Here is a 13,069-nt window from a genome sequence, read left to right as displayed (position 1 = left end):
GTTCGCGACCCCGGCGTCAGGCGTCCGGTTTCGACCGGGCGTCGGTCACCATATCCTCGGCAAGCTCCAGCCCGCGCGCGCCGCCGTGCGCGGTATGCGCGGGCGCGTGCGGCCGTTCGAGATCGGCCGGTTCGGGCTCTTCCAGCATGCCTTCCCATTTGGTGATGACGCTGGTCGCGACGGCATTGCCGACGACATTGGTCGCGGTGCGGCCCATGTCGAGGAACTGGTCGATCGCGAAGATCAGCGCGACACCCTCGACCGGCAGATCGAACATCGCGAGCGTCGCGGTGATCACGACGAGGCTGGCGCGCGGCACCGCGGCGATGCCCTTTGACGACACCATCAGCGTCAGCAGGATCAGGATCTGCTGTGTGATCGACAGCTCAATGCCATAAGCCTGCGCGATGAAGAGCGTCGCGAAGCTGGCGTACATCATAGAGCCGTCGAGGTTGAAGCTATACCCCAACGGCAGCACGAACCCGGAAATGCGGCGCGGCACGCCGAAACGGTCGAGCTGTTCGAACAGCTTCGGCATCGCGGCTTCGGACGAGGCCGTCGAGAAAGCGATCAACAGCGGTTCGCGGATATAGCGGATCAGCGAGAAGATGCGGCGGCGCAGGAAGATCGCGCCGATGCCGAGCAGGATGACCCACAGCACGACAAGCGAAAGATAGAATTCGGTGACCAGTTCGGCGTAAGTCCCAAGGATGCCGAGGCCGTATTTGGCGACGACACCCGCGAGCGCGCCAAAAACCGCGATCGGCGCGAGACGCATGACATAGCCGGTGATCTGCAGCATCAGTTCGGCGAGTGCCTCGGCACCGCGCAGCAACGGCTTGCCCTTGTCGCCGATGGCGGTGAGGCCAACGCCCGCAAACAGCGCAAAAACGAGGATCTGGAGGACGTTGTTGTCCGCCATCGCCTGAAAGATATTCTTCGGAAAGACATGTTCGACGAACTCGAACAGATCGAGTTTCTTGACCTCGCCCACCTCGGCGATCGAATGCGCGCCGACCGTGAGATTCAGCCCCGCGCCGGGCTCGAAGAAATTGACCATGATCAGGCCAAGGCTGATCGAAATCAGGCTGGCGAGGATGAACCAGGTGATCGCACGCGTCCCGATGCGTCCGAGCGCCGAGCTGTCGCCCATATGACCGATGCCTGCGACGAGCGTGCCGAGGATCAGCGGCGCGACGACCAGCTTGATCAGGTTCAGGAAGATCGTGGACAGCGTGCTGAAGCTGCGCAGCCAATATTCGAAGGCCTGGCTGTCGGCGGGGACATAGACCCGGACCAGATAGCCGGTGATGACCCCGAGGATCATGCCGATCAAAATATACAAAGTCAGGCGATGGCCCATGTATTTACTCCCCTGCCCCGCTGGTGCGGTGTCTGTGGGGTGGGGGGTTAACAGCCTGACGCGCTGCGGGCAATCGCCCGACGCCTAAGCTTACGCTAGGTCATGAAAAAGACGATCGCGAAGCAGGTCGAAACGCCGGTAATGATATTCAGCGGCACGCCGATCTTTACGAAATCGACGAAGCGATAGTCGCCCGCGGCATAAACGATGGTGTTGGTCTGATAACCAATCGGGGTCGCGAAACAGGCGGAGGCGCCGATCATCAGCGCGATAACGAGCGGGCGCGGGTCGATGCCGAGTTCGGCGGCGATCGCCAGCGTTACCGGCGTCATCAGCGCCGCCACCGCATTGTTGCTGAGCAATTCGGACAAAATCAGGGCAAAGAAATAGATGCCGAAAACGAGCATCCACGCGGGCGCGTCGGCAAGCGAAGGCTTCACCCAGCCGACCATCATCGCGACCGCGCCGCTGTTTTCGAGCGCGAGGCCGACCGCAAGCATCGCAAAGATCAGAATCAGCACGTCGCCGTCGATCGTTCCCCACGCCTCCTCATTGTCGATACAGCGGGTGATGAGAATCACGCCGATCGCGATGATCGCGGCGACCCCGATCGACAGGACGTCGAACGCGGCGAGCGTTACCACGGACAACATACAGAGGATCGCAATCCATGCCTTGCCGCGGCGGAAAGCGCGCACCTTGGCAAGATCGGCGCCGATAAGGTGCGGATTGTCGCGCAGCGCCTCGACCTCGCGCACACCGCCGGCGACGAGCAGGCGGTCAGCGGGACGAATGCGGACGCTGGCAAGGTCGGGGCCAGGTTCGTGCGCGGGGCGGTCGAGGCCGATGATACGCGCGCGGATTTTTTGCAGGAACGGGATATCGATCAGCCGCTGGCCGATCCCGGGATGGTTCGACGCGATCATTGTCTCGACAACCATGTCGCTTGCCGCGGGCTCGCCGTTGCCGATACCAAGGCGGAAGCGCCCCTGCTCGCGCCACGTCATCAGCGTCGCGCCATCAACACGGACGATGAGGCGGTCGCCCGCCGCGAGCGTCCAGTGCTCGAGGTCGGCGCCGCGCACGACCGCCGATGCCCGGCGCACCCCAACGACCCGGCCCGAGCGCGGCAAGTCGCGGAACGCCTCGACCGTCATGCCGACCAGATCGTCGTCCTCGTCCAGCACCAGTTCGGTCAGATATTGGTGCGCGTCATGCGTTCCAGCAGGCCCCTTCACCGGCTTGTCCGATGGCAGCAGCCACCACATCAAGGCGAGCCCGATCACGCCCGAGGCAGCGGTGACGAGGCCAATTTTTGTGATTTCGAAAATGCCGAATCCCGGCATTCCCGCCTCGCGCACGATCCCGTCGACCACCAGGTTGGTCGAGGTTCCGATCAAGGTCAGAGTCCCGCCCAGCACCGCGACGATCGACAGCGGCATGAGCAGCTTTTTCGCGCTGACCCCGGTGACCTCCGCGAGTTTCATCATGATCGGGATCAGGACGACGACGACAGGAGTGTTGTTGAGGAAAGCCGAGGCGACAAGCGCGCCGAGCAGAACTTCGACGATCGCGAGGCGCGGATGTTTTTCGGCGCGCGCCATGATCAGATCGGCGATGCGCTGGATCACCCCGGTGCGGATCAGCGCACCCGAGAGGACGAACATCGCCCCGATGACGATCGGCGCCGAGTTGGAAAAGACCGAATAGATCGACTTGTCGTCTAGGATGCCGAGCGCGAGGCAGGTGCAGGCGCCGAGGATCGCGATCACCGTCGCGGGCAGGCGCTCCATCAGAAAACCGACGAACATCGCGGCGAGGATCAGCAGCGTTATGACCGCCTGATGCGCTTCGATGAAAGCTCGCAGCGCCTCGATCATGCGGCGCCTATCCGCACTGCGCGCGATGGAGCAATTTGTGATCGGCGAGGACGAGCGCCATCATCGCCTCGACCACCGGGGCGCCGCGGATGCCGACGCACGGATCGTGACGCCCCTTGGTGACGATATCGGTCGCCTCGCCTGCCTTGTTCACCGTCGGTACCGGGGTAAGGATCGAGCTGGTCGGCTTGAATGCGACGCGCACCACCACCGGCTGACCGGTCGAGATGCCACCCGCAATGCCGCCGGCGTTGTTCGACAGAAAGTCGGGGCGATTGCTGCCGTCGCTCGCGGGACGCATCGGGTCGGCATTTTCCTCACCGCGCAGGCGCGCCGCGTGAAAGCCGGCGCCGATTTCGACGCCCTTTACCGCGTTGATGCCCATCATTGCAGCGGCGAGGTCGCTGTCGAGCTTGGCATAAATTGGCGCACCCCAGCCGGCCGGAACGCCGCTGGCAGCGCATTCGATCACCGCACCCAGCGAACTGCCCGATTTGCGCGCCGCGTCCATCAGCCCTTCCCAGCGCTGCGCCGCGGCAGGATCGGGACAGAAAAAGGGATTGCGGTCGATTTCTTCGAGGTCGAAGTTCGCGGGGTCGATCGCGTCGCCGCCGATTTCGGCGACCCATGCGTGAATCTGCACCTCGGGAATCACGAGCCGCGCGACCCCGCCCGCGGCGACACGCGCGGCGGTTTCGCGCGCGCTCGACCGGCCTCCGCCGCGATAGTCGCGAATGCCGTACTTCGCGTCATAGGCATAATCGGCGTGCCCGGGGCGATAGGCCTGCGCGATCTCGCCATAATCCTTCGAGCGCTGGTCGACATTCTCGATCATCAGGCTGATCGGCGTGCCCGTCGTCTTGCCCTCGAAAACCCCCGACAGGATACGGACCTGGTCGGGCTCCTGCCGCTGCGTCGTGTGGCGCGACTGGCCGGGGCGGCGCTTGTCGAGATAAGGCTGGATGTCGGCTTCGGACAGCGACAGGCGCGGCGGGCAGCCGTCGACCACGGCACCGAGCGCGGGGCCATGACTTTCCCCCCACGTCGTGAAGCGAAGGATGCGTCCGAAGCTGTTGAAACTCATTGCCCTATCCCATCCGGCCGAACGCGGGTGCGTAATCCGCCCGTCCGCCTAGCGGCCAAGCCGCGCCCGAGTCCAGCATCATTGCCATGAAATGCGGACCGGCAAAGGGCGATGCGAAACGCGCCGCAAGCTCGGGCGAATAGCCGAAGCGGGGATAATATTCTTCGTGCCCAAGGACGAAGCTGATTGCCACGCCCTGCGCGCGCAGCACGTCCAGCCCGGCCCGGATCAGGGCGTCGCCGATACCTTGTCCCTGTTTTTTGGGCAAAGCCGCCACCGGCGCGAGCCCTGCCGCCGGTATCGCTTTATCGTCGGCCTCGACATCCATGCGGCTGAACAGGACATGCCCGACAATGTCGCCGCCCTGCCCGGCGACGAGCGACACCAGCGTATCGCAATCTTCTTCGATCATCCGCACCAGCTCCGCCTCGCCCTGATACCCATATTCGGTCCCGGCGAAGGCGGCGCGATGAATGGCATCGATTGCATCGGCATCCGCCGCCGTTGCGGCGCGGATGACGAGCCCATCAGACAAGCGCGATGTCCGGGGCGTCTTCCTGTTTCATGCCGACGGTGTGATAGCCCGCGTCGACATGGTGCGTTTCGCCGGTGACGCCGCTCGCAAGATCGCTGAGCAGATAGAGCGCCGAACCACCAACGTCATCAATGGTGACGTTGCGGCGCAGCGGGGCGTTATGCTCGTTCCATTTCAGGATCAGGCGGAAATCGCCGATGCCCGATGCCGCCAGCGTCTTGATCGGACCCGCCGAGATCGCGTTCACGCGCACGCCCTGCGGGCCATAATCGTTCGCGAGATATTTGACGCTGGTTTCGAGCGCCGACTTGGCAACGCCCATGACGTTATAGTGCGGGATCACCTTTTCGGCGCCATAATAGCTGAGGGTCAGCATCGAGCCGCCACCCTTGCCCGTTTCGGGGTCGACCGGCGTCATCATCGAGGCGGCGCGCTTGGCGACCGCGGTGAAGCTGTAGACGCTGATATTCATCGTCATCAGGAAGTCTTCGAGCGTCACATCGGCATAATGGCCGCGCAGCGCCTCCTTATTGGTATAGCCGATAGCATGGACGACGAAGTCGATCGTCGGCCAGCGCGCCGAGAGCGTGGCGAACGCGGCATCGAGATTATCCATGTCGGACACGTCGCAATCGATCAGGAAATCGCACCCGAGTTCGTCGGCGAGCGGTTTGACGCGCTTCAGCATCACGTCGCCCTGATAGGAAATCGCCAGTTCGGCGCCGTGCGCGTGCAGCGCCTTCGCGATGCCCCATGCAAGCGATTTGTCGTTTGCGAGGCCCATAATCAGCCCGCGCTTGCCAGTCATCAGACCCGTCATTCTTATTCTCCGGTCTTTTCTATAATTACGTCGTCGACGCGCCCAATAGCGTCATGGCCCAAATCCTCAACCTCTACCAAAGCGGCATTGAGTTCGGCGCCCATCACCATACCCAATCCGACAAGGTAGAAAAAGAAGAGCGCGACCATCACACCCGCGAGGCTGCCGTAGGTTGCGTCATAGCTGAGCAGGCTGGCGAGCAGCGGCGGCAGCGCAAGCGTGACCCCCATCCACCACAGGGTCGTGAACAACGCGCCGGGCCATTTGGGGAATTGTTTTCGCCGATATTTGGAGGGCGTCAGGCTGTAGAAGAGCATATAGATCGCGAGGAACAGGCCGGCGCCGGAGACCCCGCGCGAGATCGCGACCACGCCCCACGCCTGAAACTGTTCGGGCAGCACGCGGGTGACGAATTGTTCGATCCCGACGATCAGCACCTGCATGCTGAACGACAGCAGCATCAGCACGACCGCGCCGGTGATGATGCCGATCGACAGCAGGCGGTAGTGGAAGAAACCCTTGCTGAAATGCGTACCATAGGCGCGGCGCAAGATGTCGCGCACCGTTTCGATCAGGCTGCCGACGGTCCACAGCGCAACGAGCGCGCCGAGCCACAGAAAGATGCCGGTGCGCGCAGTCATGACTTCGCGGATCGGCCCTGCGAGCGCCTTTGCGACTGTCGGCGGCATCGTCGAGAAGACCGCCTCGATCGCCGCCTCGCCGCCAACGCTGCCGCCGAAGATCGAGAAGGCGGCGGCGAGCAGGATGAAGAAGGGGAAGAGCGCAATCAGCGCGAGATAGGCGAGATTGCCCGCGTGGATGAAGCCGTCAGTATAGGTGCCCACGACGACGCGGCGCATGATCTTGAAAGCACGCGTTCCCGGACCAAGCGTTTCCCGACCGCGATGGAGGAGGCCCTTCGTATGGGCGCGAAGTTCGAAACGCTTGGCGCGCTCGGCACGCGCCTCGGGCGAGTGCGGCGAATGTCCGCCGGCCAGAAACTCCTGATCGACCTCGATGGCAACCTCGCGCGCCAGTATGTCGATAGCGGCCGCGTCGGCTGACGCTTGGCGGGGGGGTGTGGCGTCAGCCACGCATCACACGCCGAGCTCCGCCCGCACGTCGCGCGGATCGGTCCATTCGCTGAGCAGCTTGACCAGCGCGTCGTCGTCGGCGGGCAGATCGACCATCAGCCGCACCAGCTGGTCGCCGCGGCTGCCGCCTTTCTGGCTGAAACCCTTGCCCTTGAGGCGCATAACCTTGCCCGAAGAGGAACCCGCGGGGATCGAGAGCATCACCGGGCCGTCGACGGTCGGCACCTTGATTTTCGCGCCCTTGACCGCCTCGTTCAACGTCACCGGCAGGTCGAGCCGGATGTTCGCGCCCTCGCGCTCGTAAAAGGGGTGATCCTTGACCGTGATCGTCACAATGCCGTCGCCGTTACCGCCCGGCCCCGCCTGCCCCTTGCCGGCGAGGCGCATCTGGGTGCCGGTCTCGACCCCGGCGGGAAGTTTCAGGTCGATCGTCGCGCCGTCGGCGAGTGCGATGCGCTGTGGCGCCTGTGTCGCGGCATCGATGAAGGAGACCGACAGGCGATAGGCGACATTGGCGCCCTTTTGCGGCGGCGCGCTGCGCCCGCCGAAACCGCCGAACGGTCCGCCGCCAGCATTGCCACCACCACGACCGCCGAAAAGACCTTCGAAAATATCACCGAAATCGGCGCTTTCGTTTCCGAAACCGCTGAAACCGCCCGGGCTCGTGCGCTGATCGCCGCGGAAACCGCCGCCGCCATAGCCATAGGGCATCGCGGGATTGCCCTCGCCATCGATCTCTCCGCGATCGAACTGCGCGCGCTTCGTCTTGTCCGACAACAGGTCATACGCCCTCGCGGCTTCGGAGAATTTCTCCGACGCCTTCGGGTTATCCTTGTTCTTGTCGGGGTGCAGTTCCTTGGCGAGCTTGCGATACGCGGATTTGATCTCCGCTTCGCTTGCAGTCTTCGCAACGCCCAGGGTGGAATAGGGATCGGCCATTTTGCTCCTGTAACCCGATAAGTGGCTGACCGTGAAGGCCCGATTGCGCGACGATGTGGTAATGTCCCGCGAAACGGTCAAGTTCCATAGATGCCGCTCGACCATAAGCCCGCGGCGCATTATGACCCCGCGCATGACAGCCGACCCCTTTGACCTGTTCGATAGCTGGTTCGCCGAGGCGCGGACGAGCGAGCCCAACGACGCCAATGCGATGGCGCTGGCGACGACGACGCCCGACGGCCACCCGTCGCTGCGCATGGTGCTGTTGAAGGGCCATGGGCCCGACGGCTTCATCTTTTACACCAACCTTGACAGCCGCAAGGGTGGCGAACTTGCGGCGAACCGCCACGTCGCGCTGCTCTTTCACTGGAAATCGCTGCGGCGGCAGATTCGCATCGAAGGCGCCGTGACGCCGGTCGACGACAGTGTAGCCGACGCCTATTTCGCTACGCGCAGCCGCGACAGCCAGCTGGGCGCATGGGCAAGCGACCAGTCGCGACCGCTCGCCGACCGCGCGACGTTCGAGGCGCGCTTTGCCGCGATGGAAGAAAAGTTCGCAGGACAGGATGTGCCGCGGCCGCCGCGCTGGTCGGGCTGGCGCGTTAATCCTTCGGCTATCGAGTTCTGGCAGGATCGTGCGCATCGCCTGCACGAGCGCACCGTCTTTACCCGCACCGGCGACGGCTGGTCCACAGGATTGCTTTATCCATGAGCGCACCCCGCCGTCTGCCGATCACCCAGGTCGATGCCTTTGCCGACCGTCCCTTCACGGGCAACCCGGCCGCGGTCATGCCGCTAGAGGAATGGCTCGACGATGCTGTGCTGCAGGCGATCGCAGCCGAGAATAACCTCGCCGAAACCGCCTTCCTGATCCCCGACGAAAGCGGCGAGGCCGATTATGAGCTGCGCTGGTTTACCCCAAGTGTGGAGGTCGCACTGTGCGGTCATGCGACACTGGCGAGCGGGCATGCGCTGCTATCGGCCGCGCAGTGGCGGAACGACATGACATTCCGGACCCGCAAGGCCGGCATCTTGCGCGTCGCGCGGAACGGCGACGACGAAGGCTATAAGATGGCGCTGCCCGCCTATACCCCCGCGCCGAAAGCAATGCCCGACATCGTCCGCGCACTCGGCGGCGATCCGGTCGAGACGATGTGGCACGATGGCGGCTATGCGCTGATCGCCTATCGCGACGCGGCGAGCGTCCGCGCGCTGACGCCCGATCTGCGCGCGCTGGAAGAGGGCGGCGACACCCTTTATATCGCGACCGCGCCGGGCGCCGGCGATCCGTCGGGTGCCGAGGTCGTCAGCCGCGCCTTTGCCCCCGGCGCCGGGATCGACGAGGATCCGGTCACCGGATCGGCGCACAGCGTGCTGACGCCTTATTGGACAGTAAGGCTGGGGCGCGACCGTTTCGCAGCCTATCAGGCGAGCGAGCGCGGCGGCCATGTCGGTTGCCGCCTCGACGGCGACATGGTCGAACTGACCGGGACCTGCGTCACGACGCTGGTCGGCGATTTTCTGCTATAAAGCCGCCGTCAGGTCGGCAAGGTGCCGGCGCAGCGCGGGAAACTGGTCATCGTTGGTGACGCCCAGCCGCACTATCGTCAGCCGCTGCGACGGCGAGACGATGATATATTGCCCCTGATGGCCGATGCACGCGAACAAGTCGTTCGGGCCGCGATCGGGCCATAGCGCCGGGGTGACGCCCGCGGGCCGCTTGCGATTGAGCCAGATATGCCCGCCATATCCCGCATCGTTCGCGGAGGGCGACAGCATGAATTTCATCCAGGTTTCGGGAAGCAGCCGCTGACCGTTCACGACGCCATGGTTGCGCAGAAATTCGCCGAACCTGGCATAGTCGCGCGCGGTCGCGTGCATGATCGATCCGCCGATCATTGTGCCCTTCGCGTCATATTCGGGGGTGAGGCTGGTCATCCCGAGCGGCTCGATCAGCCGGCCGCCGATGAAATCGCGCATCGCACCGCGCCGCGCGTCGGGGTTTTGCGACGGAGTGAGCGTGTCGGCGATGATGTCCGACAGGATCACGCTGGTCGCCGAGCTATAGTTGAACACCTCGTCGGGCTGCGCTGCGGCGGGCTTGGCTTCGGCAAAGCCCGCCATGTCCGCGGCGCCGCCGCCGAACAGCATCGCGACGGTATCGCCCTGCCACACCGGATCGCCGTTTTCGACATGCTCGAGCCCCGAGGACATGTGGAGGAGGCTCCGCAGCGTAATCGTGCCGCGCGGATCGCCGCTGCGCTGCCACGCCGCGACCGGCGCCGGCCCGTCGAGCGACAATTGCCCATCGGCGACGAGGAAGCCGGTGAGCACCGCGGTGATGCTTTTCGCCATCGACCAGCTGATCAGCTTCGATTCGGGGCCAAAGCCGGCGGCGTAGCGTTCGTAGATCGGCTCGCCGTCGCGCAGCACATAGAGCGCGCGCGTTTGCCCCACCTCTTCGGCATCGGTGAACAGCGCATCGGCGCGGGCGCGGATCGCGGCGGGAAGCGCGGGGAGCGGCGGGGGCGTGTCGACCGCCGCGACGCCATCGAGCGACGCGCCGAATTTAGGCGCGGGCGAAGCGGGCGCCAGATTGCCCTGCCCGGCCGCATGGCTCAGCGACCAGGCGCCGAGCGCCGCGAGGGCGGCACTTGCCAGTAGCCTTTTTTTCGTGATCATGGATCAAGTGAATAACATCAATCCGACCGGGCCGACAACGGGCGAGACGCCGATGGCCGCGCCGCCGCCCGCGAAGCCCGTGCTTCCGCCGAAGAAACCGAGCCGTTGGGGCGGCTGCCTGCCGTGGGCGATCGCGCTGGGCATGCTGTTCGCGATCTTCGCGATCTGGAAATTTCCGTCGTTCAAGGCGCAGGCCGAGCTCGGCTCGGCCTATGCCGCGCGCGTCGGCTGTTCGTGCCGATATGTGCAGGGTCGCAGCCTCGATAGCTGCCAGAGCGATTTCGAACCGGGGATGGAGATGGTCTCGCTGAGCGAAGATCCGGCCACGAAGACCGTTACCGGCAGCGTGCCGCTGCTCGCCTCGCGCAGCGCGCGCTATGCGGGGGCGAGCGGCTGTTTGCTGCGGCCCGAGAATTAACGCGAGAAGCGTCGGACCGCGAGCGCGACCGCGGCGGGTATTCCGAACACGAGCAATGCGATTGCTGCCTCTTCGGCCCAGCCGTAACCCGCATGGAGTACGCCCACGAGCAGATTGCAGATCGTCACGACCAGCCACGCGGCGAGAAAAAGGCGCGTCGCGCGCGCTGCATCCCTGATCGTCAGGCGAAGGACGAGCAGCAACGCGAGCCCGGCCAGCAGCATGATCATCGTATGTGACATTGCTATTCCTCCCCGTCCGCCGGAAGGATAGCCGATCGATGGCGGCGGCGCCACTCGCCGGGCGACATGCCGATCTTGCGTCGGAAGATCGCGCAAAGATGCGCATGGCTCGAAAAACCGGTCGCGAAGGCGATTTCGGCAATCGACAGTGGGCGGTTCATCAGGAACCAGCAGGCGTGGCGCAGTCGCTGGCGCAGCACATATTGCGCCGGCGTGCGTCCGGTCACGCGGGCGAAGTGGACGATCAGGCTGTTCACCGACATGCCCGCCTCGGCCGCCATATCCTCGACTGTCAGCGACACTTCGAGCTGGGTCTGGATGAAGGCCATCAGATCGTTGATGCGCTGCGCGATCGCGGGCGATTCCGGACGCCCCACCATCCCGTCGAGCGTCTTGGCGAGAATCGCGACCAGCGGGTCGGCGGCCGCCGCATCGCCGGCGTGTAGTGCACGGACGAGCGCCGCCAGCGTCAGATCGTGATGCGCCGCCAGCGGGCGCGTGTCGGGTGCGACCGTCAGCAGCGATGTCGGGATTTCGACCTCGATCGTGCGGACCGCGCCGCCCTTCGCCGCGCCGCGATAGGTACGACCGGCAGGCACCAGCCACATTTCGCCGGGGAGCGGATCGCCGAGCGACGTCCGCTGATCGCCCTGCCAGGTTTCGAGCCAGTGATAGCTTCCCGCCTCATAGAGGATCAGCGCATGGACATCGCGTTCGATCGTCCAGCTCGACGGTCCATCGATCCGGTCAACGATCGAGGCGACCCTGAGTCCTCCCACTTCCATCGCATGAGTATGGCAAGAATGGGAAAATGTGAAAGCCTGCTATATTCCCTAATTCTATGGTTAAATCGCCCTACCCAAAGTGCTCGGCCTTAGTCGCAGCCGAGACAAAAGAGGTGTGGGCGAGACTAAATTCGCGTGCCCCAGACACGCATAAACAGACCCCCCCCAAGGCGGGCGGCGCGATCGCCGCCCGCCACTTTTTTTAGGCAAAGCTGGGGCCTTAATTCATTGTTCGCCGAGGAATTCATCCATCGCCAGATTGACCGCGTCGGGTGCGTCCCACGGCACGAAATGACCGCAATCGGGAACTTCGACGATCGTCACCCCGGGCACCACCTCTTCCATCCCGTCGAGATTGCATACCGGCAGCGCAACATCGTCGAGCGCCCAGATTACCAGCGTCGGGATGTTGAGTTTCGGAAAGGGCGTAGAGGCTGGTTCGTCATAGGGCTCGTCCATCGCGGGAACCACAGCGGTCGAGCCGCGATACCAGTTGATCATCGCGCGGCAAGTGTCGCGGTCTTCCCAATCCTTGAGCAGCCGGGCGATCTCCTCGGGCGGCTGAATCCCGCCGCTTGGGACGCGTCCTTCAAAGGCATGCGCCAGAATACCGGCGATGCCATGCTCCTCGATGATTGCATCGCTCGCGGGATCGCGAAAGGTGCGGATATATTGACTCGCGGCGCGCTGCTCCGCGTTGACCGCCAGCAGGCGCTGGAAGATGCCGGGGTGCGGCGCGTTGGCGATCACCGCGCGCGTCACGCGGCCTGCCCATGCAGGATGGAGCCCGCCCGGCTGGCCGCCGAGCGCAACGCCCCACGCGATCGCCCCGCCCCAATCGTGGCCGACGATCGTGAACTCACCGACGCCGAGCGCATCGGCGAGCGCGAAGATATCGGCGATCAGCTTGTCGGGCGTATAGGATTCGGCATCCTGCGGCTTCGACGATCCGCGATAGCCGCGCTGGTCGGGCGCGATGCAGCGGAAGCGGGTCGCGAAATGCGGCAACTGGTAACGCCAGGTACGATGCGATTCGGGGAAGCCGTGGAGGAAGATCAGGACCGGCGCATCGCGCGGGCCGACGTCGACGACGTCGAGTTCGACCCCGGTCGATAGCTTCACGCGCTGTTGTTCGAAATCGCCGATCATTGACATTGCTCCCAAGGGCTCGTTTGGTTTCTTTTCAAAACCAATTTGGCTGGGATCGTTACGACTGGCAAGCTGCAA

14 protein-coding genes are annotated in these 13,069 nt (G+C 64.4%); 3 read left to right on the top strand and 11 right to left on the bottom strand.

Annotated features, from left to right (window positions below):
- Nucleotides 1–16 precede the first annotated feature (16 nt).
- The 7 genes from AC3A43_RS15820 to AC3A43_RS15790 form a co-directional block, all read right to left on the bottom strand.
- Entirely contained in the window at nt 17–1,363 is a 1,347-nt protein-coding gene (locus AC3A43_RS15820) for a dicarboxylate/amino acid:cation symporter (protein WP_487793505.1), read from the bottom strand.
- A 95-nt stretch (nt 1,364–1,458) separates the two neighbouring features.
- Nucleotides 1,459–3,243 carry a sodium:proton antiporter gene (locus tag AC3A43_RS15815; RefSeq protein ID WP_487793504.1) on the bottom strand — a complete coding sequence of 595 codons (1,785 nt, stop codon included), beginning with the start codon at nt 3,241–3,243 and terminating at the stop codon, nt 1,459–1,461.
- Nucleotides 3,244–3,250: 7 nt separating this feature from the next.
- Nucleotides 3,251–4,327, bottom strand: coding sequence for a chorismate synthase (aroC, locus tag AC3A43_RS15810; protein WP_487793503.1), 1,077 nt, complete (start codon nt 4,325–4,327; stop codon nt 3,251–3,253).
- Nucleotides 4,328–4,331: 4 nt separating this feature from the next.
- Nucleotides 4,332–4,862, bottom strand: coding sequence for a GNAT family N-acetyltransferase (locus AC3A43_RS15805; protein WP_487793502.1), 531 nt, complete (start codon nt 4,860–4,862; stop codon nt 4,332–4,334).
- Nucleotides 4,855–5,682, bottom strand: a complete 828-nt coding sequence (fabI, locus tag AC3A43_RS15800) for an enoyl-ACP reductase FabI (protein ID WP_487793501.1) — start codon at nt 5,680–5,682, stop codon at nt 4,855–4,857. Before fabI ends, AC3A43_RS15805 begins: the two co-directional genes overlap by 8 nt.
- A gap of 2 nt (nt 5,683–5,684) precedes the next feature.
- Nucleotides 5,685–6,776, bottom strand: a complete 1,092-nt coding sequence (locus AC3A43_RS15795) for a YihY/virulence factor BrkB family protein (RefSeq protein WP_487793500.1) — start codon at nt 6,774–6,776, stop codon at nt 5,685–5,687.
- Between the two features lie 3 nt (nt 6,777–6,779).
- Nucleotides 6,780–7,715: a DnaJ C-terminal domain-containing protein gene (locus AC3A43_RS15790; protein ID WP_487793499.1), complete on the bottom strand. Its 936-nt coding sequence runs from the start codon at nt 7,713–7,715 to the stop codon at nt 6,780–6,782.
- 133 nt (nt 7,716–7,848) lie between these two features.
- On the opposite strand from AC3A43_RS15790, the gene pdxH reads away from it, so the two are divergent.
- Together pdxH and AC3A43_RS15780 are read left to right on the top strand one after the other, a co-directional pair.
- Nucleotides 7,849–8,427 (top strand): pyridoxamine 5'-phosphate oxidase, encoded by a 579-nt coding sequence (gene pdxH / locus AC3A43_RS15785; protein ID WP_487793498.1) that lies wholly within the window; start codon nt 7,849–7,851, stop codon nt 8,425–8,427.
- The gene (locus AC3A43_RS15780) at nt 8,424–9,245 is read left to right on the top strand and encodes a PhzF family phenazine biosynthesis protein (protein WP_487793497.1); all 822 of its coding nucleotides are present in this window, start codon (nt 8,424–8,426) and stop codon (nt 9,243–9,245) included. The genes pdxH and AC3A43_RS15780 overlap by 4 nt, the downstream gene beginning before the upstream one ends.
- On the opposite strand, the gene AC3A43_RS15775 is transcribed toward AC3A43_RS15780, so the two are convergent.
- On the bottom strand, nt 9,240–10,397 hold the full coding sequence (locus AC3A43_RS15775) for a serine hydrolase domain-containing protein (protein WP_487793496.1): 1,158 nt from the start codon (nt 10,395–10,397) through the stop codon (nt 9,240–9,242). The genes AC3A43_RS15780 and AC3A43_RS15775 overlap by 6 nt on opposite strands.
- On the opposite strand from AC3A43_RS15775, the gene AC3A43_RS15770 reads away from it, so the two are divergent.
- Nucleotides 10,396–10,815 carry a hypothetical protein gene (locus tag AC3A43_RS15770; protein ID WP_487793782.1) on the top strand — a complete coding sequence of 140 codons (420 nt, stop codon included), beginning with the start codon at nt 10,396–10,398 and terminating at the stop codon, nt 10,813–10,815. The two genes, AC3A43_RS15775 and AC3A43_RS15770, sit on opposite strands and share 2 nt — an antisense overlap.
- On the opposite strand, the gene AC3A43_RS15765 is transcribed toward AC3A43_RS15770, so the two are convergent.
- The 3 genes from AC3A43_RS15765 to AC3A43_RS15755 all read right to left on the bottom strand — a co-directional run bounded on the left by AC3A43_RS15765 (nt 10,812) and on the right by AC3A43_RS15755 (nt 12,991).
- On the bottom strand, nt 10,812–11,057 hold the full coding sequence (locus tag AC3A43_RS15765) for a hypothetical protein (protein WP_487793495.1): 246 nt from the start codon (nt 11,055–11,057) through the stop codon (nt 10,812–10,814). The two genes, AC3A43_RS15770 and AC3A43_RS15765, sit on opposite strands and share 4 nt — an antisense overlap.
- Nucleotides 11,058–11,059: 2 nt before the next feature.
- Entirely contained in the window at nt 11,060–11,836 is a 777-nt protein-coding gene (locus tag AC3A43_RS15760; RefSeq protein WP_487793494.1) for a helix-turn-helix domain-containing protein, read from the bottom strand.
- A 231-nt stretch (nt 11,837–12,067) separates the two neighbouring features.
- Complete coding sequence (locus tag AC3A43_RS15755; RefSeq protein ID WP_487793493.1) at nt 12,068–12,991, bottom strand: alpha/beta fold hydrolase; 924 nt, start codon at nt 12,989–12,991, stop codon at nt 12,068–12,070.
- Nucleotides 12,992–13,069 lie beyond the last annotated feature (78 nt).

Source organism: Sphingopyxis sp. Soil_C_28 (genome assembly GCF_057657055.1).
The sequence above is the reverse complement of the archived record's forward strand: the minus strand, read 5'-3'. Positions and strand labels throughout refer to the sequence as shown.

What these genes read in the sequence shown, in the direction of transcription:
- AC3A43_RS15820 (WP_487793505.1), bottom strand. Translation starts at nt 1,363, where the DNA reads ATGGGCCATCGCCTGACTTTGTATATTTTGATCGGCATGATCCTCGGG.
- AC3A43_RS15790 (WP_487793499.1), bottom strand. Translation starts at nt 7,715, where the DNA reads ATGGCCGATCCCTATTCCACCCTGGGCGTTGCGAAGACTGCAAGCGAA.
- aroC (WP_487793503.1), bottom strand. Translation starts at nt 4,327, where the DNA reads ATGAGTTTCAACAGCTTCGGACGCATCCTTCGCTTCACGACGTGGGGG.
- AC3A43_RS15775 (WP_487793496.1), bottom strand. Translation starts at nt 10,397, where the DNA reads ATGATCACGAAAAAAAGGCTACTGGCAAGTGCCGCCCTCGCGGCGCTC.
- AC3A43_RS15770 (WP_487793782.1), top strand. Translation starts at nt 10,396, where the DNA reads ATGGATCAAGTGAATAACATCAATCCGACCGGGCCGACAACGGGCGAG.
- AC3A43_RS15765 (WP_487793495.1), bottom strand. Translation starts at nt 11,057, where the DNA reads ATGTCACATACGATGATCATGCTGCTGGCCGGGCTCGCGTTGCTGCTC.
- AC3A43_RS15755 (WP_487793493.1), bottom strand. Translation starts at nt 12,991, where the DNA reads ATGATCGGCGATTTCGAACAACAGCGCGTGAAGCTATCGACCGGGGTC.
- fabI (WP_487793501.1), bottom strand. Translation starts at nt 5,682, where the DNA reads ATGACGGGTCTGATGACTGGCAAGCGCGGGCTGATTATGGGCCTCGCA.
- pdxH (WP_487793498.1), top strand. Translation starts at nt 7,849, where the DNA reads ATGACAGCCGACCCCTTTGACCTGTTCGATAGCTGGTTCGCCGAGGCG.
- AC3A43_RS15815 (WP_487793504.1), bottom strand. Translation starts at nt 3,243, where the DNA reads ATGATCGAGGCGCTGCGAGCTTTCATCGAAGCGCATCAGGCGGTCATA.
- AC3A43_RS15780 (WP_487793497.1), top strand. Translation starts at nt 8,424, where the DNA reads ATGAGCGCACCCCGCCGTCTGCCGATCACCCAGGTCGATGCCTTTGCC.